We start from the raw sequence: 24,552 nt of genomic DNA on the forward strand, positions 1-24,552 counted from the left end.
GCAACACCGGTAATCGGGCTGCCGTCGGTGGCGTTGATCGTTGGTAATGCAGGTATTGTTGCATCAACTTTAATGCTGACAAGCGCACTGGTGTTTCCAGCGGCATCGGTAGCGGTTACATTCAGTACCGTGCCATTGACAGGAACAGTCGTCGGTACAACGCTGTACGCACCGGTGACAGGATCAGCTGTCGCCGTGCCAATTAATACACCTGCCGCATCTTTAATAATAACCACACTGCCCGCTTCCGCAACACCGGTAATCGGACTGCCATCGGTGGCGTTGATCGTTGGTAATGCAGGTATTGTTGCATCAACTTTAATACTGACAGGGATACTGGTATTTCCAGCGGCATCGGTAGCGGTTACATTCAACACCGTGCCATTGGCAGGAATAGCGGCCGGTACAATACTGTACGCACCGGTGACAGGATCAGCTGTCGCCGTGCCAATTAATACACCTGCCGCATCTTTGATAGTCACGACACTGCCCGCTTCTGCAACACCGGTAATTGGGCTGCCGTCGGTGGCGTTGATCGTTGGTAATGCAGGTATTGTTGCATCAACTTTAATGCTGACAAGCGCACTGGTGTTTCCAGCGGCATCGGTAGCGGTTACATTCAACACCGTGCCATTAGCAGGAATAGCAGCCGGTACAATACTGTACGCACCGGTGACAGGATCAGCTGTCGCCGTGCCAATTAATACACCTGCCGCATCTTTTACAGTAATGACACTGCCCGCTTCTGCAACACCGGTAATCGGGCTGCCGTCAGTGGCGTTGATCGTTGGTAATGCAGGTATTGTTGCATCAACTTTAATGCTGACAAGCGCACTGGTGTTTCCAGCGGCATCGGTAGCGGTTACCGTTAATATCGTGCCATTGGCAGGAATAGCAGCCGGTACAATACTGTACGCACCGGTGACAGGATCAGCTGTCGCCGTGCCAATAACTGTACCCGCCGCATCTTTGATAGTCACGACACTGCCCGCTTCGGCAACACCGGTAATTGGGCTGCCGTCGGTGGCGTTGATCGTTGGTAATGCAGGTGCTGTTACATCAACTTTAATGCTGACAGGCGCACTGGTATTTCCAGCGGCATCGGTAACGATTACATTCAACACCGTGCCATTGGCAGGAACAGTCGTCGGTACAATACTGTACGCACCGGTGACAGGATCAGCTGTCGCCGTGCCAATTAATACACCTGCCGCATCTTTAATAATAACCACACTGCCCGCTTCCGCAACACCGGTAATCGGGCTGCCGTCGGTGGCGTTGATCGTTGGTAATGCAGGTATTGTTGCATCAACTTTAATGCTGACAAGCGCACTGCTATTTCCAGCGGCATCGGTAGCGGTTACATTCAGCACCGTGCCATTGACAGGAACAGTCGTCGGTACAACGCTGTACGCACCGGTGACAGGATCAGCTGTCGCCGTGCCAATTAATGCACCTGCCGCATCTTTTACAGTAACGACACTGCCCGCTTCGGCAACACCTGTAATCGGACTGCCGTCAGTGGCGTTGATCGTTGGTAATGCAGGTATTGTTGCATCAACTTTAATACTGACAGGCGCACTGCTATTTCCAGCGGCATCTTTGGCTAAAATAGTAACGCTGCCACTGATTTGCGCCGCACTGGAAGTAATCGGACCATAAGAACCATTAGCCGCAACAATAGCACTACCACTGGTGTTATCTGGAAAAGTGACCTTAATAGTTGATCCTGGCTCTGCCGAACCCTTGCCGCCTCTGGCACTCAGAGTCCCGTCAGAATTAACCATCACATCTGTTTCAAGCGGTGCGATAGGTGCCGTGGTATCTAATACTTTAATAACGGCTTTTTCATTATCCGCTGTAATTGTAATTGTCTCGCCATTACTGGGTGCAGGCTTAAAAGCAGGTAACTTGTAACTCCCATTGTCTCTAACCAGCGCTGAAACACTCGCACCGTCAGGTAAAGTTGCTGTTACTTTTTTACCTGCGGCGGCACCACTACCACTAATAACACCGGTTTTAACATCATAACTTGCTGTTAATGGTTCATTCTCGCCAGTACCTGAACCATCTGGAGGAGTAATCGTTTTAATTACTACTTTTTCATTATCAACAGTAACCGTAATGATTTCACTTTTACTTGGCTTGGGGTTAAGTAGCGACAAACTGTAGCTGCCATCAGCTTTAACCACATCAGAGATTTTACTACCGTCAGGCAGAGTTACAACAACCTTACTACCAGGAGTAGCCCCGTTACCACTGATAACACCGGTTTTTGAATCATAGTCGCCGGTCATAGCGGTTGTATCGGAGGCTTTAACAATGATTGTTTTATTAGCCGCATGAACGCTGATAGCTTCACCATTGCTAAGCGGTGGATTAAAAGCAGGAAAGCTATAACTTCCATCAGGATTAACGATAACCGAAAATTTTGTACCATCAGGTAAACTTGCTGTCACCTCACTGCCTGGTAATGCACCATTACCACTGACAACACCTGTTTCTGGAATATATTTACTCGAAAAATCTTTACCGGTTGCGATAGCAGGCGATTTGTCATTACTATCGCCACCGCCGCCAGAAGCAAGCGCAATACCGCCACCTATTGCGCCTAACCCCAATACACCAATCGCGCCCAGCATGCCGTTCGATAAACCTGATCCACCGGCACTGACTGCTTCAGACAACGAACCAATCGCTTCAGTGCCAAGCGTGGCAACACCGCCGTCACTGGCAATAGCATAACTGTAGTATTTACCATCAGCGGCTTGACCCACAACAGCGCCAAGCTCAGAATTAGATTGAGCATAATAGCCATCAATAATAATATCTGGACTTGTACCATCATCCAATATTATTTGCAGATCATTTCCTACACGTTTAGTAACTATGCGCTTAGGTGCTGCGCCATTTTCATTAACAATGGCATAATTTGCTCCTGGCTGAGCATTAATATGAGCCACCTTACCCTTAGTTACAACGTAATTATTTAGCGTTCCAGTTGAGTTGTTTACTTTTAATAAGATACTCATTTTTTAATGCTCCTAAAGATGTTAAACAAGATTTAAGCTATATACCTGTACGCAAATCGGTGCTTTGCCGAGCATAGAACTATAGTTACATCAAATGTAGAACAACTTAGGAAACTTACTAGATGAAAATCAAAAAACGTCACTTTATGACGTTTTTTTGCAAAAAAAACAGAAGTATTTTTAAAAACTATGACGTACATCACACTTTAGGTTGGTATGTAAACGCCTTGTTTGCTCATATAAAACATGAATTTTTTCAGCACAACTAAAAACATAAAAAATTAATTAAATCAATATCTTAATTTAAATACCACCCCCTATCTTATTTAGTAGGATAGGTGCTGTGTGGGCACGAGCAGTATGCGCCACTCTGCTCAAGTTGTAATCATTCAGCTCCCCTCTTTGAAAAAGAGGGGTTAAGGGAGATTTTTAAATAAATCCCCCTCCACCCCTCGTAAACTCTCCCCCTTAATAAGGGACAGATTCAGGTAAGGAACGCGCACGAAATAACTTGAGCAAGTTCATGCTTCGACAGGCTCAGCACGAACGNNAGCAAGTTCATGCTTCGACAGGCTCAGCACGAACGGTGGTGGCGTTTAAGTTGTTCAAGTTATTTCATGCACGTTCCTAAGCCGTTCGTGGTGAGCGTGTCGAACCATGATTGGCTTAACCGACCTACCCTTCAACAAGCTCGAACGGTTAAGCCTTGCACTGTGTCCTGTGTTAATTGGCTAGCCATAAAATCTAAAGTGAAGACATCGTCCCGACATTTTAAAAGAAACTGAGGAACGCGCACGAAATAACTTGAGCAAGTTCATGCTTCGACAGGCTCAGCACGAACGGTGGTGGCGTTTAAGTTGTTCAAGTTATTTCATGCACGTTCCTGAGTAGACGATTTTCTGAAAGTTAAGGGGCTTTTAATTTATTCAATAACGTTTCGGCCTGATTTTTTTCCGAAAAATCCTGCCCCGATTTGGCGATAGTTTCCAGTATATCGATGGCTTTTTGTGTGCGATCATTAGCAGCATAAGCCTCCGCTAAATGGTACTGTATATCATTATCTTTAGGCGCGGCGCTAGAGGCTTTTTCTAATTGAACCAAGGCTTCTTTAAGCTGCCCTTGTTTAAGTAAAATATAGCCATAAGTATCAGCAATTGCGGGTGTATCAGGCGCTAAAACGTAAGCTTTTTTCGCTAAGTCCAATGCTTTTGGGTTATTTTGTTGCTCATATAACCAGGCTAAATTATTTAAAGCCAGCGCATTATCCGCTTGCTGATTTAAAATAGTTTCATAATGTAACTGCGCTTGGCTCATATTATTTTGCTGCTGGTAAAGCGTGGCCAATTTAAAATGCAGCGCATTATTTTTATTATCTTTTGCCGATTCTGTGTTCAATAGTGCAATGGCATCTGTCACTTTACCTTGTACTTGCATAATATCGGCTAGTTTAAATAACACACTGGTATTGGCTTCTATTTTGTATGCCTGGCGAAAATGCTCAATCGCTTTGTCCATCTGTTTATCGGCAAGATAAACATCGCCTTTAAGTAATTTACCAATGGCTAAGGCGGGGAATTGTTTTTCTATACTATCAGCCAAAGCAAGCGCCTCTGGACTGCGTTTTAATTTAATGAAATAAGCCGTTTTATACACCGCCGCCTGAGGATTATGAGCATCGATTTTTACCGTCTCATCTAGTAATTGCAAAGTCTCTTGCTCTTTACCGGCTTTGTTACTGAGTAACTTAGCCAGTAATAAACGATGCGTGATGTCTTGACTGTCTTTCTTGATGATTTGTGTCAGTGTTTGTTCGGCTAAGTCATATTGTGTGTTGGCAATCTGAGCGCTGGCTAATAACGCAAGGGCTTGGTTATTTTTATGGCGTTTAACCATGTCTTCTGCAAGTGACAATAATTTTTCAGGCTGTTTTTGAACGACATAAAACTTGCCTAAGGTGTTAATAAGCTGAATTTCCTGCTCGATATCACCTTTGATTTTTTCATACCCAGAACGCAGTATTTTCTCAGCATCAGTCGTATTTTTTTGCTTATAAGCAATGTCAGCCAGTATCAAATAAGCACCGGTGAGCTTATCATTAATAAGCAATGCCTTGTCAGCGTAGTCTTTAGCAGCATTTAAGTCGCCGCCGTCCAAAACTAATTTAGCCAAACCCAAGTGCGCCGCTGTATTATTTTTATCTAAATCAATGGATTTTTGATAGTTTTTCTGCGCGGCGACATCATCTTTACGCAAGGTTTCCAATAACGCTTGTAAATTATAAAATTGCGCTTCATTAGGGAACTTTTTTAACAGATCAGTAATTTTATTTTGTGCCTCATTGATTTTATTGCGCCTTAACAAGTTAAGTGCGACAAAATAATGATCTTTTTTATTATCGGCTTCTGATTGTTGAAACGAATTTAAAATTGAACTACTGCTGGTGTTATTTTGCGTAGAGGCCGCTTGTTCCATGCTATCAAAGCTATTTTGTGTAGCACTGCCCAAGGTATCAAAATTTGCTGCGTTTACGTAAGAACTGATATTAAGCAGACTTATAATGGCTAAGCTAAGGCCGCGATATAAAAGAGGGAGTTTGTTAGTCATTAAATTGTCCTAATTAAATCAAATTCTATGCCTGCCTTCAGTGTCGGTGCAGTATAAAATACGCTGTATATTAATGATTAGTCAGTATTCACTTAAAAATGCAAGGTGGCCAATATTTTTTGCCCACTATGTCACATCAAAGTGTTTATTGTGCGCGGACACGGATAGCATGCATCCACCTTACACGGTTTCATCATAAAATTTAAGAAATACATTAGTCACTTGTCGTTGCCCTGAATACAGATAGGATAAGTCTGGATCTTAGGTAATTTTAATCGCGCATTTCGGCTACCCGCTTAAATCAAGAGACAAAATGTAGGTTGAATTGAGCGCTTTTCTCAACCCAACATTTCCAAGACCTTATAAATGTTAGGTTGCCAAACAGCAGGCAACCCAACCTACTTGAACGTTATTATTTTTTTGTCCCGCGTTAAGTTGATAGCCCGCATTTCAATTAAAATACTGTAACAATTTTGAGCGTAATCGTATTTTGCTATACAGTATGGTTTAATATTTGAATAATACAATGTCAGAACATCGTCAACTGAACGCTATTCCGTGGTTAAAATTTTTAAAATACTGGCGCGTATAGCCTCTTGTTTGGCAGGATCACTGATAGGCTGTAATTGCTGGTCGGTAATGTAGAACATATCTTCTGCGCGACCACCAATGGTAGTGATTTTTGCACTGTGTAAATTGACAGCCTCCTGAATAAAAGCCGAACCTATTCTAGATAACAAACCCGCACAATCGGTAGTAATTAATTCGAGTACCGTATAACGATCCAAAGGGTCTCGGTGGAACTTAATGCGCGTAGCAATAGGAAAATGCTTGGCTTGCCGTGATAAGCGGTTAATGTTTCTACGCTCTGCTACTGCCCCGTGCAGCAAATTGTGCCTTAGCGCGGTGCAAATATGCGCTTCCCTAAAGGCTTCATTCAGCGGTTCGCCGGATTGCTCTAAGACCTGAAAGCTATTAAGTACGTAATGATCCAGTGTCGTTATAATGCGGGCATCCAGAATACTTAAGCCTAATTGGTCTAACGTCGCGGTACTGATTGAAAAAATAGCACCGGCATCGCGGGTGTAGACAAAGATCTCTGCACTGCCGCGTTGGGTTTGGGCGCGTAACAAAACAAGCGGTAAATCATCGTCACTGACATTGGCAATCGCCTGGGTATGCCAAGCGATTTCATCGGCAGAATAGCGTAAAAAATAATCATCACTGGTGTGTTGCCACGCGCTGTCAATTACCGCATCCAATAGGCCAAGTTTTAATAACTCTTCATGGGCTTCTTTTTTATTTTCCAGCACACGCTCGGCCAGTGTCACTGGATTTTGCAAGCCTTTGCGTAACGCATTATGGGTTGCGGTATACAACTCCTTCAGTAAAGAATCCTTCCAAGAATTCCACAGCTCAGGGTTAGTCGCACGAATATCCGCTACTGTCAGCAAGTATAGATAATGCAGGTATTCAACGTTACCGATTTTTTGGGCAAACTCATGAATAATCTCTGGATCACCAATGTCTTTGCGCTGCGCGGTCATCGACATAATTAAGTGATTGCGTACCAGCCAGGTAATCAGCTTGGTATCGTGCAATGATAAATCATGTTGTACGCAAAAATCTTTGGCAATCGTTTCGCCCAAGCTGGAATGATCACCATTTTTACCTTTGGCAATATCATGAAACAAGGCCGCGAAATACAATATTTCCGGCTTGGTGATTAACATAAAGATGTCGTTACAAAAAGGTAGTTCGTGGCGGTGCTTTTCTAAGGAGAAACGCCGCGCGTTACGCAGCACAAATAAAGTATGTTCATCGACCGTGTAAATATGGAACAAATCGTATTGCATACGCGCAACAATATTCGCAAAACTCGGCAAATAAGCCGCAAGCACGCCGTAACGGTTCATACGGCGCAGTTGTGTAGTCAGACCATGTGCTTGGCGAAATATGGCCACAAAGATATGATTATGGGTTTTATTATCTCGAAAAGCTTGGTCAATAACGTGCAGATTCTTACGAATTAAGCGTATCGTGGTCGCCCTAATGCCTTTGAGGGCTGGATTTTGTTGCAGACACAAAAATATTTCTAATATTGCTGCGGGATGGCGTTCAAAAACACCGTCATCGCACGCTTCAAGATAACCGTTGACGGTAACAAAATCGTCATTAAAAGGACTGGCTAAACACGCCGCTTCGCCCAGCACAAAGCGTTCATGAAACAACTGCAACAACATCTCATTGAGACGTTGCAATTTTTTGACAGTTTTAAAGTAAAACTGCATAAATTGCTCAACTGGGTAATTATGCGACTGATTTTCTGCACTAAAGCCAAACTTTTCCGCCAAATCGCGTTGATAATCAAAAATCAACCGGTCTTCGGCGCGTTGAGTTAACAAATGCAAGGCATAACGAATGCGCCACAGTACGTTAAGTGCAGCCACCAATTCTGCGTATTCTGCTTCGGGCAAAAAACCATATTTAATCAGCTCTTGCAAAGTGGCGGCGTTATAGTGGCGTTTAAATACCCAAGCGATAACTTGGCGGTCACGCAAGCCGCCAGGGCCTTCTTTAACGTTGGGCTCAAGATTGTAAGCGGTGTCATGGAATTTAGCATAGCGTAGGCGCTGCTCTTCCATTTTGGCGGCAAAAAACTGGTCAGATGGCCAGATTTTATCGGGGGTTATCTGTGCCCGTAGCGCTTTATACAACACAGAATTACCGGCAAGTAACCGGTTTTCCATCAAACTGGTCATGATGGTTTGGTCGATTTTAGCAAGTTCAACACACTCTTGCACGGTGCGCATACTGTGCCCAGGTTTTAGGCCAATATCCCATAAAAAGGTAAAAAAACTGGCCAAAGCATCGTGTGCAGCGCTGTCATCGTCAGCGAGTAATGCCACAATGTCGATATCAGAACAGGGAAATAATTCACGCCTGCCGTAGCCCCCCACTGCCATTAAACACAATTGTTGCGCATGCTTACCCAAAAAATGCTGCCAGCACACACTGAGAATTTTATCAATGAAGGCGGTTTTTTCCAGCAATAGCTTTAACACCGACAACTGTGGATCAAACTTGTCACTCAGCTCAGTGTTTTTATCTTTTAATAGCTGTCGGAACTGTTGAATATTATGCGGCTGGTCAAACAGCGCCACGCTAATATGGGCATACGCAGAACTCACATTTCTTCCTGACGTAAAGTTAAAATTTCATAACCTGTGGGGGTTACTAAAATAGTGTGTTCCCATTGCGCGGACAGGCTGTGATCTTTAGTAACCGCTGTCCAGCCATCGCCCAAGGTTTTAACATGGCGCTTACCCAAATTCAGCATGGGTTCTATAGTGATAATCATGCCCGCTTCCAAGGTTTCCCCCTCGCCTATTTTACCGTAATGTAAAACATGTGGCTCTTCGTGAAAGCTTTTGCCGATGCCGTGGCCACAAAAATCACGTACCACAGAATAGCGATTGGCTTCGGCGTAGTGCTGTATGGCATGACCTATGTCGCCTAATCTGGCTCCCGCACGCACTTGTTTAATGCCTAAAAACATGGCTTCTCGTGTAATATCCACCAAGCGTTTAGCGTGAGGATTAACCGTACCCACACAAAACATTTGGCTGGTATCACCGTGATAGTCATCTTTAATAACGGTAATATCAACATTGACGATATCGCCAGATTTTAGTTTTTTATCACTGGGAATGCCGTGACACACGGTGTGATTAATAGAAGTACAAATAGATTTTGGAAAGCCATGATAATTGAGCGGTGCTGGGATGGCCTGCTGTACATCGACAATGAAATCGTGGCACAGCTTGTCTAACTCATTGGTGGTTACGCCCACGACAACAAAAGGTGCAATCATTTCCAACACGTCGGCGGCTAATTTGCCAGCAACTCGCATTTTTTCGATTTCACTGTCGGTTTTTATAATAATGCTCATAGGTAATCAAAAATCTCGCTTTGGTTTCTTGCTGAGTGAGGGCAGCCAGGTAGTACAGCTGCTTAGCTGTCCGAGTTTAACAGAGATTGGCTTGTTGTAAAAAGCTTATTATGGTATAAAGATAAGTTGTTTTACCAAAAAATACTCACGCTTATCGTCACGTTTGGTAGGGTGCTGGCTCACATGGGTTAGTTACTAATCGGGATAAGTGGAGGCTCAACCCAGTTCGGGCAAAGTCCCGGCTTTAAATCTTTAGGAGAATACATGTCAGCAGTATCCATGCGTCAAATGCTTGAAGCGGGTGTTCATTTTGGACATCAAACCCGTTATTGGAATCCAAAAATGGAAACATACATTTTCGGTGCCCGTAACAAAATCCATATTATCAATTTGGAAAAAACGCTTCCGATGTTCAATGACGCTATGAACTATCTAGGCCAAGTAACTGCCAACAAAGGGACTATTTTGTTTGTCGGTACTAAAAAAGCAGCCCGCAAAGTAGTCGCTGAAGAAGCGGCTCGTTGTGGCATGCCTTATGTTAACCACCGCTGGTTGGGTGGAATGATGACCAATTTTAAAACCATCAAAAAATCGATTAGCCGTCTTAAAGAATTAGAAGCTATGAAGGCTGATGGTACGCTGTACCAACGTTTTGGCAAAAAAGAAGCGTTGGGCATGGAACGCGAAATGGAAAAGCTTGAGCGCAGTCTCGGCGGTATTAAAGATATGAGAGGCATTCCTGATGTTATTTTCGTATTGGATGTTGGCTATGAAAAAAATGCCATCAGCGAAGCTAAAAAATTAGGCATTCCTGTGGTAGGCATCGTGGATTCTAATAACTCACCTGAACTGATTGATTATGTTATACCTGGTAACGATGACTCTATCCGTGCAGTTAAACTGTATTGTGAAAGCGTTTCTGCCGCAGTGATGGAAGCTAAATCAGCTGCGCTAGGATTTTCAGCTAAAGCCGATGATTTCGTTGAAGAAGCAGCAGCCGCAGCCGAGTAACACGCTGTATTTCTTTGTGTAAAACCTAAGTTTACACATGAAATAATTATCTGGTGAGCTAAAAAACGCCTCCTCACGGGGGCGTTTTTACAACAAGCAATCTAATCTATTGAGGACAAAAAACACATGAATATCACTGCACAAATGGTTGGTGAATTACGCCAAAGAACAGGTTCCGGCATGATGGAATGCAAAAAGGCGTTAGTTGAAGCAGAAGGCAATATGGAATTGGCCATCGAAAATATGCGTAAATCAGGCTTAGCGAAAGCGGATAAAAAAGCCGATCGCGTGGCCGCTGAAGGTATTATTGGCGTTAAAGTCAGCGATGACGGCACATCGGTTGCTATTGTTGATGTTAACTGCGAAACCGATTTCGTGGCTAAATCGCCTGATTTTGTGGGTTTTGTTAACGGTCTATTGCCCGTATTATTATCGTCAGACATCACCAGCGACGAGCAATTATTAGCTGCGCCGTTAAATGGCGTTAGCGTTGATGAAGTGCGTCGTGGCTTAATTTCTAAATTAGGCGAAAACATTACCATCAGACGTTTTGAAACTTACAAAGCCGCAGGTGGGGTTGGCTGTTATTTACACGGCAACACCATTGGCGTTATTGTCGAATTGGCATCCGCTGATACCGATTTAGGTAAAGAAATTGCGATGCACATTGCCGCCAGCAAACCAACAGTGATTTCTGATGACCAAGTGTCGGCCGATGTTATCGAAAGAGAAAAACAAATCTTTATTGCACAGTCTGCTGAGAGTGGTAAGCCTGCCGATATTATTGAAAAAATGATCACCGGACAAATCAGAAAATTTTTGGCAGAAATCACTTTAGTCGGCCAACCGTTTATTAAAGACGACAAACTGACCGTAGGCAAATTACTGGAAACCAAAGGCAACCGTGTTGTGCGCTTTACACGTTTGCAAGTAGGTGAAGGTATTGAAAAGAAAGTGGAAAATTTTGCCGATGAAGTTATGGCGCAAGTCGCAGGTCAAAGGTAGTTAAACACGCCGTACTATAGGCTATTTACGTTGCTAACATATCGAATCGGAATATTATGACTAAACCAATTTGCCAGAGAATTTTACTTAAGTTAAGCGGCGAGGCTTTAATGAGCCCCAGTGGCGGTAGTATTGATGCCGACATTGTTAATCGCTTGGCATCAGAAATTAAAGCCTTGTGTGATATTAATATTCAAGTGGGCTTGGTGATTGGCGGCGGTAATATTTTGCGCGGTGCTGAAAAAGCCGCCCAAGGTATGGACAGAGTATCAGGTGACCATATGGGTATGTTAGCAACGGTTATTAATGCCTTGGCAATGCAGGATGCGCTGGAAAAACACGGCCAACCCGTTAGAGTAATGTCGGCGCTAAAAATCAATCAAGTCTGCGAGGATTATATTCAGCGCCGTGCTATTCGGCATTTGGAAAAAGGTCGGGTGGTTATTTTTGCGGCCGGCACCGGTAATCCTTTTTTCACTACCGATTCGGCGGCTAGCCTTAGAGCCATTGAAGTCAAAGCGAATTTAATGATTAAAGCCACCAAAGTAAAAGGCGTTTATTCAGCCGATCCTGAAAAAGTCAAAGACGCGGTATTTTATCCGCGCTTAACCTATAACGAAGCGCTGGATCAGCGTCTTAATGTCATGGACACCACCGCCTTGGTATTATGCCGAGATAATCACATGCCGATGCGGGTCATGAACATTTTTGAACAAGGCGCAGTTATGCGACTAATGATGGGCGAGGATATAGGCTCTCTTATTCAATGAGGAACACACAATGATTAATGATATTCATCAAGATGCCACAACACGTATGGGCAAAAGCATCGACGCGTTAAAGCATGAATTTTCAAAAATACGCACAGGACGGGCGCACCCCAGCCTGTTAGATCAAATTACCGTGTCTTATTACGGTAACGATTCAACGATTTCCCAAGTGGCCAATGTTGCCGTCGAAGACGCACGTACTTTAACGATTACGCCGTGGGAAAAAAACATGGTTGGCGTTATCGAAAAAGCCATTTTAAAATCTGATTTAGGCTTAAATCCCGCCACAAACGGTATGGTGATTCGAATTCCGCTACCCTCGTTAACCGAAGAGCGTCGGCGTAGCTTGGTAAAAGTAGTCAAGCATGAAGCTGAAAATGGCCGGGTTGCGATTAGAAATATTCGCCGTGATGCCAATTCAGTGATAAAAGACGCATTAAAGGATAAAAAAATTTCCGAAGATGATGCACATTCCGCCGAAGACAAAATTCAAAAATTGACCGATCAGTACATAAAAGATGTGGAAAAATTATTGGAAGCAAAAGAGGCAGATTTACTTTCAATTTAAAGAGGGCTTAAAACAATGTCGGCTGATGGTAACGACTCACCAGAGTCATGCAATGATAATCCGCGCCACATCGCCATTATTATGGACGGTAATGGCCGCTGGGCACAAAAACGATTTATGCCACGCGCCATCGGCCATCAAGCTGGCGTTAAAACGGTTAGAAAAATTGTTGAGTATTGCGCGGTACAAAAAATAGAAGCATTAAGTTTATTTGCTTTTAGCAGTGAAAATTGGCGACGACCACAAGATGAGGTTTCCTTGTTAATGGAATTGTTCATGGTAACGCTGGGGCGGGAAATTAAAAAACTGGATCGCAACAATATTCGCCTGAAATTTATCGGTGATCGATCGTTATTTCCGCAAAGATTACAAGATAAAATGAACGAGGGCGAGGCGCAAACCCAAAACAATACCGCATTAACGCTGGTGGTTGCGGTCAATTATGGCGGACGCTGGGATATGTGCCAAGCGTTTCAGCAAGTCGCCGGTAAAATTGCCGCCGGTGAATTAAGCATTGCCGACGTTAATCCACAACTGCTTAATCAATATCTGTCCACCGCCGATCTGCCTGAGCCTGATTTATTTATCCGAACCGGTGGCGAGCAACGGATCAGCAACTTTATGCTGTGGCAACTGGCGTATACCGAATTCTATTTCACCCCCACTTTGTGGCCGGATTTTGATCAAGATGCGTTAGCTACCGCCATTGAAAGTTTTAAAGTTCGTGAACGACGTTTTGGTCATACCAGTGAACAGGTACGTAACAAAGCGGTTACCCTATAACTTAACCACGTGAATTTATAGCATGTTATTACAGCGAATTATCACCGCAGCCATCCTGATACCTTTGGTTGTGTTAGCGGTATTAAAATTACCAACCGAGTATTTTTCTTTAATTTTTGCAGTGATAATGCTGTTAGGTGCCTGGGAATGGACTAATCTTATCGACATGACCAGCGTGCTTAAACGCGGTTTGTTTTTATTACTGCTGATCGTGCCCATGCTGGTGATTCATTTTTGGACACAAATTCTTGAACTGGCCTCAATAACTTTTGATATACCTGAAGTAAGAGATTATTCCGGTGTGCTTGAATGGCTGGTTATACCACCGGTATTGTTTTGGATCGTGTCGATGGTGTTAATCAGAAACGCGCCAAGCAATGTGTTAAAACTGCAATTAAAACCCCGTAATAAAGTATTTTTGGGGGCATTTATCTTGTTTTCTGCATGGATGTTCCTATCGCGCTTGCATGCTTTAAACGACCCCAAAATGACTTTATACTTCCTGGTGTTAATCTGGAGTGCGGATATTGCGGCCTATTTCGTTGGCAAAAAATACGGTATCAGCAAATTAGCACCGGAAATCAGCCCAGGTAAAACCATTGCCGGCATGTACGGCGCGTTAGGCGCTGCCGTGGTGTGCGCGGTTGGTTTTGGTTTAATTTTTGACTTTTATTTTGTCTTCATCTTAGACTTTGTATTGCTATCAGCCGTCACCGTGCTGATTTCCATTTACGGCGATTTGTTTTTCAGCGCGGTTAAACGCATACGCGGCGTTAAAGATACCGGCGCTATCTTACCCGGCCACGGTGGCATCTTAGACAGATTAGACAGTTTGATTGCCGCAGTGCCGTTGTTTTACGCGGGCATTTCTCTCATCTATAGGACGATTACATGAAAGGCATCTGTATTCTGGGCGCAACCGGCTCCATTGGCGTTAGCACATTAGATGTAGTTGCACGGCATCCAAACTTGTATAAAGTAATTGCCTTAACCGCTAACAGCAATATTGACGTGCTTTACGCACAGTGCCTACAACACCAGCCTGATTATGCGGTAGTGGTTAATGCAGATAGCGCTGCGCTTTTTAAAGATAAACTGAAAGACAGCGCTATTGCCGGTATCACCGTATTATCTGGTAAACAGGCCTTAGAGCAGGTAGCAACACTGGATGCTGTAGATTCCGTAATGGCCGCAATAGTCGGCGCAGCAGGATTACTGCCCAGTTTGGCCGCTGCAAAAGCCGGTAAAACCGTGTTGCTGGCAAACAAAGAAGCCTTGGTAATGTCGGGTGATATTTTTATGCAAGCGGTAAGCGAGTCCGGCGCACAATTATTACCAATAGACAGCGAACATAATGCTATCTTCCAATGTATGCCGGCGGCTTATAAAGCTGGCAACTCAAATAAACACGTTAGACGTATTTTATTAACCGCCTCCGGCGGCCCATTTAGACAAATGCCACTCGAACAAATGGCAGGCGTTACACCCGCACAAGCGGTTGCTCACCCCAACTGGGATATGGGCAAAAAGATTTCCGTTGATTCTGCGACCATGATGAATAAAGGTCTGGAAATGATAGAAGCCTGTTTGTTGTTCGCCATGAGTCCGGATCAGATTCAAGTGGTTATTCACCCACAAAGTGTCATTCATTCAATGGTGGATTATGTGGATGGTACGGTATTAGCACAATTGGGCAATCCCGATATGCGCATACCGATCGCTCATGCTTTGGCGTGGCCGGCACGTTTTGAGTCCGGTGCGAAACCGTTAAATATTTTTGATGTCGGACGCATGGATTTTGAAGAGGCTAATCTGGAGCGTTTCCCGTGCTTACGTTTAGCTTATAAAGCCATTGCAGCAGGTGGCATTATACCCACCGTATTAAATGCTGCCAACGAAATCGCAGTGGAAGCATTTTTAAACGAACAAATACGCTTTACCGATATTCCTGTGGTTATTGAAGCCTGTATGGATCAATTTGAGGCGACTATTGCCAATACACTGGATATTATTTTGGCTGTCGATGAACAGGCTAGAATCATCACACAAAAAATCATTACTGAGTTGCGGTAATGGATTTTCTACACACCGTATTTTATTTTATTGTCGCCATTGGCATACTGGTGTCGTTTCATGAGTTTGGCCATTTTTGGGTGGCGCGGCGCTGCGGCGTTAAGGTTATCCGTTTTTCGGTAGGTTTTGGCAAAGTACTGTGGTCTTATCAAAAATCACCTGATAGCACCCAATATGTATTATCCGCAATACCCTTAGGCGGCTACGTTAAAATGGTTGATGAGCGCGAAGGTGAAGTCAGCCAAGAAGACTTGCCCTTTGCATTTAATCGCCAACCTTTATCGGTAAGAACAGCGATAGTGGCAGCAGGGCCTGTATTTAATTTGGCACTGGCAGCCGCATTTTTTTGGAGTGTGCTGGTTATTGGCGAAAGTGGTATTAGACCGGTGCTGGGCAAAGTCGAGCAAGGCACTATCGCCGCCCAAGCCGGCTTTATGGAAGGCGATGAAATCCTTACTGTGGACAATCAGCTAACGCCTACCTGGACGGAGGCGATGAATGTGCTGATTTCTAAAGCATTAGATGGCGACAATACCATCGATGTCACGGTAAAAACTGCCGCACATTCCGAAAGCACCCGAAAAATCAGTGTTGCTGAGGATGATACCCAAACCCCAGATATTTTATACACCCGTTTAGGACTCAAGCCATGGTCGCCAAAACTGTTACCTGTTATTGGTAATGTGATTCCAGGTGGCTCTGCATTGGCGGCAGGTTTGCAAAAAGGTGATTTAATTATCAGCGCCGACAGTAAGCCCTTACAAGAGTGGGCGCAGTGGGTAGTTTATGTCAAACAACACCCCGGTGCAGCCATTAGCCTGACCATTGAACGTGGCGGTGTGCATTCAGAGCTTACCGTAATACCTAAAAGCATCCCAGTGGGTGAAAAAACAGAAGGTCAAATTGGTGCCACCGTTTTGGTACCGGAAGACTTGATAAAATCCATGACGGTAGAATACGCACTCTCGCCACTTGCCGCATTACCTAGAGCGCTAAAAACCACCTATTACTATTCGTTTACCACCTTAAAAATGATGGGCAAAATGCTGATTGGTAAAGCGTCTGTTCAAAACTTAAGCGGCCCTATCAGTATCGCTCAGTACGCCGGTCAATCTGCTAGCATGGGCTTGGTGCATTTTATCAAGTTTATGGCTTTGGTCAGCGTCAGTCTAGGGGTGTTAAATTTATTGCCGGTACCGGTTTTAGATGGTGGGCATTTGTTGTTTTTTGCAGTTGAAGGTATTAAAGGCAGCCCTGTATCAGATCGTATTCAGCTATTTTTTCAACAAATTGGTATGACCTTACTGGTATCGCTGATGGTCTTGGCAATGGTGCTGGATGTACAACGATTATTTGATTAACATTGGCTTTGTTTTATTTTGCATATGATAAAATCTATATTACTGTTTTAACAGTACATTTAACCTTAAATTGAGTCGAGAAATCATGAAAAAACTTATTAATCTGGCGGTATTATCCGTGTTAGCATTGGCTCAACCGATAGCGCATGCCGATGAAAGTGCTATTAGAAAAGCATTGGCCAGTTCTATGCCAGAAGCTAAAATTGAATCCATTAAGCCCTCTGAAATCAAGGGGCTTAACGAAGTGATGGTTGGCGCAACAATATTTTACGTCTCGGATGATGGCAAATATTTATTACAAGGTAAATTGATTGATATTGCTGGACGAAAAGATTTGACCGAAGCCAAGCTCGGTGGCGCACGTTTACAGGCATTAGAAAAAATCGGCACAGACAATATGCTTATTTTCAAGCCTAAAATTGCTAAGTATACCGTATCAATATTTACCGATATTGATTGTGGTTATTGCCGTAAGCTGCATTCAGAAATTGATCAATACATGGCGCAAGGCATTACTATCCAGTATTTGTTGTTCCCACGAGCCGGTAAAGGTTCAGACTCTTATAATAAAGCCGTGGCAGTGTGGTGTGCTAAAGACCGTAATGCAGCATTAACAGCGGCTAAAAAAGATCAAAAACTGGACATGAAAACCTGTGATAACCCCATTGATAAGCACATGCAATTAGCCAGTGATTTTGATGCCAAAGGTACGCCCATGATCGTCACTACAAAAGGCAATATTTTCCCCGGCTATTTACCCGCAAAACAATTGGCTGAAGCGTTGGCTGAAGAAGCCAAGTTAAATTAAGTTCAGTTCAGTTAATAACATATCCTGTCAGGATTTAAAAGCCTGACAGGACAGTACGTTATACCAATGCATATCAATTTAACAGCTCACGAATTTATATTGCGTGAAAATCACTTAGGAACGTGCATGAAATAACTTGAACAACTTAAACGCCACCACCGTTCGTGCTGAGCCTGTCGAAGCATGAACTTGCTCAAGTTATTTCGTGCGCGTTCCTTAAGCCATTCAAAATACTTTGTCCACCAAAGTCATGGCAATTTCAAAAGTAATCAAGCCGATAACAATCAATTCCAGAATAGACGAATGCCGGTGTTTTTGTTCGTCTGCTAGCATTTCAAACAACTCGTGTATAGTTTCCAACTTTTTAGATAAGACGTGGGTGCGGGGCGCTATTTCCAAATATTTTGCCATAATACTGTAATAGTTTTCGTATTCAGGGTATTCCCAAAAAAAATCGGGGGTATCCAGCAGATCATAATTGAGAATAATATCGCTTTTGGTTAAAAACAACTGGCCACGAATTTGGGCAATTTTATGACGACTCAGATCAATCTTACCGTTTTCTGCCAGCGATTTGGGAATATAGCGGGTGTTATTGATAGTGGTAATAGCGTTGGTTTCAAACGATGCCAATTTGATGGATTGCGCCATGCCTTGTGATAGCGCAAACAACACAATAGGATCGGATGATTCAATTTCGATGTGATCTTCAACAATCCGTGTATTAGCGCAATTCAGTTCAAAGCTAAAATTATCTTCTTCTGGCGATGCCAATGGGCTGTCAGTATGATTCAGTAATAGTTGATGCAACTTGATTTGCTGCTCCGCACTGACACTCCAATGCACTACTGCGCCATAAGAAAACATCACTGACCAAGCGTGGCTGTCTTCAATCATTAATGCGCCTTTAATAATACGTATCAAGCTGGTGTCAGACAGTAATTTTGCTAGCGCATTAATATCAAAATTTTGTGCGAGACAAAACGCAGTGCAGTGCATGATAGACGGATGTTCCGACATAGTAATTCTTAAAACAAGATGATCAACGCGGCAAATTTACAAACCTTGTATAAACATTAGCATGTTTTTAGTAAATAAGGTTTAAATTTTCTAAAATCCGTTGTGATTCGTTGTCTTTTCAAATGGTCTTTTTGGCTGTCGCGTCCATACCAAAGCTAACCAACCACGGGAAAGAGTGAGAGCTTATTTTCTCACTCCTACCGGCTGATGCTAGTTTTTCAAAATGGGTTATGGACTATTTCCAGACCCCGGACTTGTAGTATCTCTGCCTTCTGCCCTGCCTCGTTGACCACCTTGGTCGGGGTTAATACAGCCAGTTAAGCTAACAACAACGGTCACTAACACTAATAATTGGTTTAATGTTTTCATAATATCCTCTCGATCATAAATTAAAAATGCGTCTGTCCTAATCGGCATTCGATTAGCCATTAACACGGGCCTTTATTGGCATGTGTCTAATACTACGCTCTTAATTAATAACGATTTGATACAGATCAATAGAACCTTAAATAACACCCACTATTTTTCAATATATACTTCAACAAAGCGCATTATGCGCTGCACGAATATTCTGGTAAATAGACAGCAAAACCAATTGGATAATACAGCGTTTTCACAGTTCAATAGTTACAGCGTAACCGTTCGCACTGAGCTTGTCGAAGTGTACCGTTCATACTTCGACAAGCTCAGCACGAACGGTGGCTGTAACTGTTCTAAGTTGAAAACGCTGTATTACTGTAATGTCTGGTAATAGAAAGACAGCGCTTTAATTTCATCAGCACGCAACTGCTTGGCAATCAAACGCATGCGGCTATAAATATCGTTGTGACGCTCACCGTTTTTATAGGCCAGCAGCGTCCGCTCAATATAATCCGCATGTTGACCCGCCAAGCTTGGAATATCCATCTTTTCACCTTGACCATTAGCGCCATGACAAACAAAACAAGGGGGCAGAATACGCTTGCCATCCCCTTCTTTTGCCATTTTTTCAGCAGCAATAAAATTTTTCTGGCTGGCTTTTAACTTTGGCGGCGGCAACGACGCATACCAAACAGCCAAATCAGCCGCATCCTGCTCAGTCAAGCCCTTGGCGATTGAAGTCATAGAGACATTGTTACGATCACCGTTAAAGTAATCGCGTAGTTGTTTAAATGTATAATTAGCCACTTGCCCTGCAAGTGCAGGAATAGCAGGGATGGTATCGCCATCCACCGTCTCTGCCGGTAGACCTTGACCAAACTCACCATGACAGGCTTGACAAGATTGCGCCAAACGTTTGCCTTTTTCAGTGCTGCCGTTTTCTACCCGCTTCAATGTTTCGCCAGTCCAGGCAATTTGTGAACCGGAATCCGCCGCAGTAACCCAAGCGGGTGTCATCGCCATGAGCAGTATAAAAATTCGTACCATAAATAACATTCCCACTAAGGTGAGCCAAAAATACCCATAACACAGTATTAGGTCTAAAAAAAATTCTGCCATTATTGCTCCCCATTAATATCCCCATCCCGGTGAACCAAAGGTATTCATAAAAAAGAACTGCAAGATAGGCACACCAAAACTGATCAGCATTAACACGGCTATCACCCGATTCCACAGCGTAAAATCATTCAGATATTCGGGCAGTTCTTTAACAGGATGGATAGCTTCGGCATATTCAACGCGCTGGGTAAATACCCCAGATACCGGATTCAATTGCGTCTTAGCTAGGTTGTAAATAAACAGGCAGGCAGAGCCCAGCAGTATGAGGCCACCGAATATCATGGCCAACTCATACGGTTTCCAGGCCAGGGTTAGCAAGGTATTGTAAACCACGCTGGAGATACGCCGTGGCTGCCCCAGCAATCCCAACACATGCCAAGGCGTGGTTAAAATACCCATGCCGATAAACCACGTCCACAGCTGAATGAGCGCCAGTGAATTGGAAAACAACGGCTTTTGCACCAGCATCGGCCATAAATAATAGGCAATGGCAAAATACATGATGACGGTAGTGCCAGCAAAAATCAGATGAAAATGGCCAGGTACCCACGCGGTGTTGTGTATCATCGCGTTCATGGCGTAACTGGCGTTAATTACCCCGCCAAAGCCGCCGAGAATTAGCATCAACAATGACAGAATAACGGCCAGCACCATCGGGTTACTCCAGGGCAAACTGCCTATCCAGCCAAACAGGCCTTTGCCACCCCGCAAGCGACCCGCAATTTCCAGGGAGGCAATCACCGTAAAGCCTGTCACCAAGGTTGGGATGGACACCACTAGCGTACCAATGCCGTGCAACAGCTTCCAGCCTTTGGCCTGTTCTGGATCCATATATAAATGATGGAAACCAATCGGTAAAGCAAACACCGCCAACACGATAAACGCGCCCCTGGCGGCTTCATCGCTGTACAAATAGCCGCCCGCCTGTTTGGGAACGAACACATAAAAGGCGATGTAAGCAGGGATCAGCCAAAAATACACAATGGGGTGCAAAGTCCAGGCAAACAAGGTTCTGGCAAGGCCAGGATCAACCGTATCAATCCAGCCCAATGCCAGCGGTATGGCCTGAAACAGCACTTCCAAGGCAACACCGGCACTGGCCCACAGCCACAACAAGGCATTGGCGGTGGTGGCAAACATGGCCAACGGCACAGGTTGTTTCGGATGAACCTGTTTCCATTGCTTAAACATCACCCACATGATGCCACACCAGATCCACGAGCCAACAATCAATAAAGTCGCCCCAAGATAGAACGCAACATGCGCCTGCATCGGCAGATAAAAAGTGTACAGCACGGAGGCATTGCCGGTGAGCAGCGGAATGGCCGCCAGTAGCGTACCCAACAAGGAAATCCAGAAGCCAACCCAGGCCAGTTTATTATTCCATACCGGCACTTTCAGGCTGGTGCTTGCGGTGTAGTAGCCAAAGCCCATAATAAAAAAAGTGGTCAGCACAAAGCCCATCAGCACCCCGTGGGTACTCACTGAAGCAAAATACACCGTGGGTGAATCCAGCGCGGGGATAAGGCCACTGCGCTCCAGCACTTGGTATTCGCCCATAAAGCACGCCACAATAAAGGCGATAAAAGCCACCCACAGATGGCTTAAGGCCAGTTTTCGTTCTGCTGCATCATTCATGGTTTGATTCCTTCGGCGGGTACGGTTGCAGGAAACGTCCAGTCTTCTTTGGCAATAACCGAGATATTGCTCCACATGTGGTTGTGCCCCAGGCCGCAATATTCGTTACATAACACGGGGTATTCGCCAGGTTTTGGAAATGACGTGGTAATTTCTGCTACATAACCGGGTACGATCATGGTGCTCATATTGGTCATCGGGATATGCACGCCGTGCAGCACATCCATGCTCACCCAGCGAAAGGTTATTTTAGTTTCTGCCGGAACGGCAATATGTTTAGGGAAAAATGAGTAACGCCCTGCCACCATCCTGACCATAATCTCACCTTTGTCATCCAGTTGGACACCCAGATTGCTTTCAGCAAATTCCTTGCTCAAATGCAATTTGGCAGAATCGATGGTTTCCACTTTACTGGGCGGGTTAACACCGTGAAAAAACGCATCGCCAACAATAATGACCACCAAAAGACCGATGACCAACAGCGTGATAGTAATCCATTTGCGTTCCAGTTGTTCGACATGAACCGAGCGCAATTGCTCGTAAAAGTCTCGAACAAAATCTACACATTGGCCAGTTAAAATATGGTATTTTTGAATAATTGTTTCGATTTGCATGACTAATCCTAATTGATCATGCCGCGCGGAATAAACACGCCAAAATACAGAAATAACCACGCAATAACCATACTGCCGATTACCACAGCCATTAAGGCAAACGTACCGACAGGTGAAATTTCAAGAATACGCTTACGGTCTTCTTCATTCATTTTATTCATATATTTTGCCAATACGTTAAGAAAAAAAGCTCCTTTCCCCGCTAGGAAAAGAAGCTATTAGGAGGAAATCAAAAAATTTTATGCCTTTGAGCCATTGTTAGGTAACTTGATGAGAGAACACAACAGACTTTAGCGACAGCACTGCGCCACTGATTTTCGGCATTTGGATCACCATTAATAGGGCATCACATTTTTATTGTTTGATTTTTAAGTAATAATACAATGAAGCCAAGGATAATTAACCCCGTTTTCACTATCTCATTCACTTTATCGTGTGACTACTATATAGTGAGAATTAAAACTATGCCTTGATCTATATCAATAAAAGGAAAAAGAGTGGAATCTAACGTACACAAGATTTCTTGCCCAGATTGCAGATTATCCGATTTATGCCTGCCTTATGGGTTGCAACAAAACGAAGTTCAACAATTGGCAACTATTGTTAAAAATAAGCGTCCGATGCAGGTAGATGAATACCTTTATCTACAGGGTGATGCGTGCCAGAACCTGTATGCGGTTAAATCGGGTTCTTTTCGAAGTTTTATAGCGGATGACAACGGCAATGAACAAACCATCGGCTTTTATTTGCCAGGTGAATTGATGGGATTGGATGCCTTACAACACAGCCGCACCACTTGTTCTATTATTGCCTTAGAAACCAGCACGGTCTGCGAACTTCCACTGCTCCGCCTCAATGAACTGTGCAGCCAGATGCCCAGTCTGCAAAACCAGGTAATGAGGATCATGGGTAAAGGCATTTCATCCGACCATGACAAAATCATCATGTTAGGTCATCGTACTGCCAAAGAAAAAATGGCTACTTTTTTGCTGATGTTATCACGCAGGTATGCAGGCCTGGGGTTTTCCAGTACAGTGTTTAATTTGACTATGAGCCGTCAGGACATTGCTAATTTTTTGGGGCTGTCAAATGAGACTGTAAGCCGTTTATTTACCGAGTTAAGTAAAGACGGCGTGATTACCGTTAAGCAACGGGGGATTCAAATTAACAATCTGGCAACGCTTAAAAGTATCGTTAAACCCTGTTTGCCTGATGATCAGTTGTCGTTTATTGCTTAACAGAAATCATCCACAAAATGGCCAGTACAGTGAGAAACAGTCGGGCTGCTTCTCACTGGCAATTTGTAAGCTCTACCGATGGGGGCGGAGCCTTATTGATCTGGATTATTTTGGCCGTGCTTATAGCCCGTTACTTTATCGGCTTGAGATCCACCTTGCATCTTACCGCCATCGGCATCAACACACGCAGCTAAACCCGCAACAACGGTTAATAACAATAATAATTGGCTTATAGTTTTCATATCATCCTCATGTGCATAATTTAAATATCTGCCTTTCTCAATCATTGTTACGATAAAAAGAAGATGCAGTCGCCTTTATCGGCTGGTTATTATTTTCACACTGCTGTTAATTTCAGGATTGATATAGATCAATTGAGTTCCAAATAGAAATTACACTGTCTTCTGGAGGTGATTAAAAATGCGGGGTTATATTTTTTAGAGGGCTAGTACTTAGTCACTCTTTAAGTGTCGGATAAAGCTTTTTCAATTTTATCCGAGCATCATCATTAGTAAACCGCCATTCCATAGGTTGAGCAAGGGCGTTTCTTTTTTCTTGCCATGCTGCAATTTCCTTTTTTAACGTATCTTGGTCTG

General features: G+C 43.8%; 21 protein-coding genes. 10 read left to right on the top strand and 11 right to left on the bottom strand.

The genetic code is table 11. From position 1 onward, the window contains the following. The 4 genes from CRENPOLYSF2_RS01605 to map all read right to left on the bottom strand — a co-directional run. The coding region (locus tag CRENPOLYSF2_RS01605) for an Ig-like domain-containing protein (protein ID WP_245807854.1) at positions 1 to 3,032 on the bottom strand (3,032 nt) is incomplete at its 3' end. Positions 3,033 to 3,938: 906 nt separating this feature from the next. Continuing rightward, the gene (locus CRENPOLYSF2_RS01610; protein ID WP_087142223.1) at positions 3,939 to 5,636 is read right to left on the bottom strand and encodes a tetratricopeptide repeat protein; all 1,698 of its coding nucleotides are present in this window, start codon (positions 5,634 to 5,636) and stop codon (positions 3,939 to 3,941) included. A gap of 551 nt (positions 5,637 to 6,187) precedes the next feature. Beyond that, on the bottom strand, positions 6,188 to 8,827 hold the full coding sequence (gene glnD, locus CRENPOLYSF2_RS01615) for a [protein-PII] uridylyltransferase (RefSeq protein ID WP_087142224.1): 2,640 nt from the start codon (positions 8,825 to 8,827) through the stop codon (positions 6,188 to 6,190). Next, the gene (gene map, locus CRENPOLYSF2_RS01620; RefSeq protein ID WP_087142225.1) at positions 8,824 to 9,588 is read right to left on the bottom strand and encodes a type I methionyl aminopeptidase; all 765 of its coding nucleotides are present in this window, start codon (positions 9,586 to 9,588) and stop codon (positions 8,824 to 8,826) included. The genes glnD and map overlap by 4 nt, the downstream gene beginning before the upstream one ends. Positions 9,589 to 9,852: 264 nt before the next feature. On the opposite strand from map, the gene rpsB reads away from it, so the two are divergent. From rpsB to CRENPOLYSF2_RS01665, 9 genes are all read left to right on the top strand, one after another. Next, positions 9,853 to 10,599 (top strand): 30S ribosomal protein S2, encoded by a 747-nt coding sequence (rpsB, locus tag CRENPOLYSF2_RS01625; RefSeq protein ID WP_087142226.1) that lies wholly within the window; start codon positions 9,853 to 9,855, stop codon positions 10,597 to 10,599. Between the two features lie 126 nt (positions 10,600 to 10,725). Beyond that, on the top strand, positions 10,726 to 11,604 hold the full coding sequence (tsf, locus tag CRENPOLYSF2_RS01630; RefSeq protein ID WP_087142227.1) for a translation elongation factor Ts: 879 nt from the start codon (positions 10,726 to 10,728) through the stop codon (positions 11,602 to 11,604). Between the two features lie 56 nt (positions 11,605 to 11,660). Next, positions 11,661 to 12,374: a UMP kinase gene (pyrH, locus tag CRENPOLYSF2_RS01635; RefSeq protein ID WP_087142228.1), complete on the top strand. Its 714-nt coding sequence runs from the start codon at positions 11,661 to 11,663 to the stop codon at positions 12,372 to 12,374. 10 nt (positions 12,375 to 12,384) lie between these two features. Continuing rightward, positions 12,385 to 12,942, top strand: a complete 558-nt coding sequence (frr, locus tag CRENPOLYSF2_RS01640) for a ribosome recycling factor (protein WP_087142229.1) — start codon at positions 12,385 to 12,387, stop codon at positions 12,940 to 12,942. Positions 12,943 to 12,957: 15 nt separating this feature from the next. Further along, complete coding sequence (locus CRENPOLYSF2_RS01645) at positions 12,958 to 13,725, top strand: isoprenyl transferase (protein WP_087142230.1); 768 nt, start codon at positions 12,958 to 12,960, stop codon at positions 13,723 to 13,725. A 22-nt stretch (positions 13,726 to 13,747) separates the two neighbouring features. Beyond that, positions 13,748 to 14,620, top strand: a complete 873-nt coding sequence (locus CRENPOLYSF2_RS01650) for a phosphatidate cytidylyltransferase (protein ID WP_087142231.1) — start codon at positions 13,748 to 13,750, stop codon at positions 14,618 to 14,620. Then, positions 14,617 to 15,798 (top strand): 1-deoxy-D-xylulose-5-phosphate reductoisomerase, encoded by a 1,182-nt coding sequence (ispC, locus tag CRENPOLYSF2_RS01655; protein WP_087142232.1) that lies wholly within the window; start codon positions 14,617 to 14,619, stop codon positions 15,796 to 15,798. The genes CRENPOLYSF2_RS01650 and ispC overlap by 4 nt, the downstream gene beginning before the upstream one ends. Continuing rightward, positions 15,798 to 17,159 (top strand): RIP metalloprotease RseP, encoded by a 1,362-nt coding sequence (gene rseP / locus CRENPOLYSF2_RS01660; RefSeq protein WP_087142233.1) that lies wholly within the window; start codon positions 15,798 to 15,800, stop codon positions 17,157 to 17,159. The genes ispC and rseP overlap by 1 nt, the downstream gene beginning before the upstream one ends. Before the next feature lie 85 nt (positions 17,160 to 17,244). Further along, positions 17,245 to 17,967 carry a DsbC family protein gene (locus tag CRENPOLYSF2_RS01665; RefSeq protein ID WP_087142234.1) on the top strand — a complete coding sequence of 241 codons (723 nt, stop codon included), beginning with the start codon at positions 17,245 to 17,247 and terminating at the stop codon, positions 17,965 to 17,967. 225 nt (positions 17,968 to 18,192) lie between these two features. Here CRENPOLYSF2_RS01665 and CRENPOLYSF2_RS01670 read toward each other — a convergent pair whose 3' ends face one another. From CRENPOLYSF2_RS01670 to CRENPOLYSF2_RS18710, 6 genes are all read right to left on the bottom strand, one after another. Further along, a complete protein-coding gene (locus tag CRENPOLYSF2_RS01670; RefSeq protein ID WP_087142235.1) occupies positions 18,193 to 18,987 on the bottom strand; it encodes an RMD1 family protein in 795 nt (264 codons plus the stop codon). 228 nt (positions 18,988 to 19,215) lie between these two features. Continuing rightward, positions 19,216 to 19,356 carry a hypothetical protein gene (locus tag CRENPOLYSF2_RS18705; RefSeq protein ID WP_176370993.1) on the bottom strand — a complete coding sequence of 47 codons (141 nt, stop codon included), beginning with the start codon at positions 19,354 to 19,356 and terminating at the stop codon, positions 19,216 to 19,218. Positions 19,357 to 19,719: 363 nt separating this feature from the next. Next, positions 19,720 to 20,466 (bottom strand): c-type cytochrome, encoded by a 747-nt coding sequence (locus CRENPOLYSF2_RS01675; protein WP_245807855.1) that lies wholly within the window; start codon positions 20,464 to 20,466, stop codon positions 19,720 to 19,722. 12 nt (positions 20,467 to 20,478) lie between these two features. Continuing rightward, positions 20,479 to 22,104 carry a b(o/a)3-type cytochrome-c oxidase subunit 1 gene (locus CRENPOLYSF2_RS01680; RefSeq protein WP_087142236.1) on the bottom strand — a complete coding sequence of 542 codons (1,626 nt, stop codon included), beginning with the start codon at positions 22,102 to 22,104 and terminating at the stop codon, positions 20,479 to 20,481. After that, positions 22,101 to 22,718 (bottom strand): cupredoxin domain-containing protein, encoded by a 618-nt coding sequence (locus tag CRENPOLYSF2_RS01685; protein WP_087142237.1) that lies wholly within the window; start codon positions 22,716 to 22,718, stop codon positions 22,101 to 22,103. Before CRENPOLYSF2_RS01685 ends, CRENPOLYSF2_RS01680 begins: the two co-directional genes overlap by 4 nt. Positions 22,719 to 22,726: 8 nt before the next feature. Next, positions 22,727 to 22,879, bottom strand: coding sequence for a hypothetical protein (locus tag CRENPOLYSF2_RS18710; RefSeq protein WP_176370994.1), 153 nt, complete (start codon positions 22,877 to 22,879; stop codon positions 22,727 to 22,729). A 336-nt stretch (positions 22,880 to 23,215) separates the two neighbouring features. Between CRENPOLYSF2_RS18710 and fnr the strand changes: the two genes are divergently transcribed. Next, on the top strand, positions 23,216 to 23,956 hold the full coding sequence (gene fnr, locus CRENPOLYSF2_RS01690) for a fumarate/nitrate reduction transcriptional regulator Fnr (RefSeq protein ID WP_087142238.1): 741 nt from the start codon (positions 23,216 to 23,218) through the stop codon (positions 23,954 to 23,956). A 92-nt stretch (positions 23,957 to 24,048) separates the two neighbouring features. Here fnr and CRENPOLYSF2_RS18715 read toward each other — a convergent pair whose 3' ends face one another. Further along, positions 24,049 to 24,198: a hypothetical protein gene (locus CRENPOLYSF2_RS18715; protein ID WP_176370995.1), complete on the bottom strand. Its 150-nt coding sequence runs from the start codon at positions 24,196 to 24,198 to the stop codon at positions 24,049 to 24,051. Positions 24,199 to 24,552: the final 354 nt, after the last annotated feature.

It is taken from the genome of Crenothrix polyspora, assembly GCF_900163755.1.
Lineage (GTDB): Bacteria > Pseudomonadota > Gammaproteobacteria > Methylococcales > Methylomonadaceae > Crenothrix > Crenothrix polyspora.

Bases quoted from the DNA above. Each gene is read 5' to 3' on its own strand.
- tsf (WP_087142227.1), top strand. From the start codon at position 10,726: ATGAATATCACTGCACAAATGGTTGGTGAATTACGCCAAAGAACAGGT.
- frr (WP_087142229.1), top strand. From the start codon at position 12,385: ATGATTAATGATATTCATCAAGATGCCACAACACGTATGGGCAAAAGC.
- CRENPOLYSF2_RS01610 (WP_087142223.1), bottom strand. From the start codon at position 5,636: ATGACTAACAAACTCCCTCTTTTATATCGCGGCCTTAGCTTAGCCATT.
- CRENPOLYSF2_RS18705 (WP_176370993.1), bottom strand. From the start codon at position 19,356: ATGAAAACATTAAACCAATTATTAGTGTTAGTGACCGTTGTTGTTAGC.
- CRENPOLYSF2_RS01670 (WP_087142235.1), bottom strand. From the start codon at position 18,987: ATGTCGGAACATCCGTCTATCATGCACTGCACTGCGTTTTGTCTCGCA.
- CRENPOLYSF2_RS01680 (WP_087142236.1), bottom strand. From the start codon at position 22,104: ATGAATGATGCAGCAGAACGAAAACTGGCCTTAAGCCATCTGTGGGTG.
- CRENPOLYSF2_RS18715 (WP_176370995.1), bottom strand. From the start codon at position 24,198: ATGAAAACTATAAGCCAATTATTATTGTTATTAACCGTTGTTGCGGGT.
- CRENPOLYSF2_RS01645 (WP_087142230.1), top strand. From the start codon at position 12,958: ATGTCGGCTGATGGTAACGACTCACCAGAGTCATGCAATGATAATCCG.
- rpsB (WP_087142226.1), top strand. From the start codon at position 9,853: ATGTCAGCAGTATCCATGCGTCAAATGCTTGAAGCGGGTGTTCATTTT.
- rseP (WP_087142233.1), top strand. From the start codon at position 15,798: ATGGATTTTCTACACACCGTATTTTATTTTATTGTCGCCATTGGCATA.
- CRENPOLYSF2_RS01665 (WP_087142234.1), top strand. From the start codon at position 17,245: ATGAAAAAACTTATTAATCTGGCGGTATTATCCGTGTTAGCATTGGCT.
- ispC (WP_087142232.1), top strand. From the start codon at position 14,617: ATGAAAGGCATCTGTATTCTGGGCGCAACCGGCTCCATTGGCGTTAGC.
- CRENPOLYSF2_RS01685 (WP_087142237.1), bottom strand. From the start codon at position 22,718: ATGCAAATCGAAACAATTATTCAAAAATACCATATTTTAACTGGCCAA.
- map (WP_087142225.1), bottom strand. From the start codon at position 9,588: ATGAGCATTATTATAAAAACCGACAGTGAAATCGAAAAAATGCGAGTT.
- pyrH (WP_087142228.1), top strand. From the start codon at position 11,661: ATGACTAAACCAATTTGCCAGAGAATTTTACTTAAGTTAAGCGGCGAG.
- CRENPOLYSF2_RS01650 (WP_087142231.1), top strand. From the start codon at position 13,748: ATGTTATTACAGCGAATTATCACCGCAGCCATCCTGATACCTTTGGTT.
- CRENPOLYSF2_RS01675 (WP_245807855.1), bottom strand. From the start codon at position 20,466: ATGGCAGAATTTTTTTTAGACCTAATACTGTGTTATGGGTATTTTTGG.
- CRENPOLYSF2_RS18710 (WP_176370994.1), bottom strand. From the start codon at position 22,879: ATGAATAAAATGAATGAAGAAGACCGTAAGCGTATTCTTGAAATTTCA.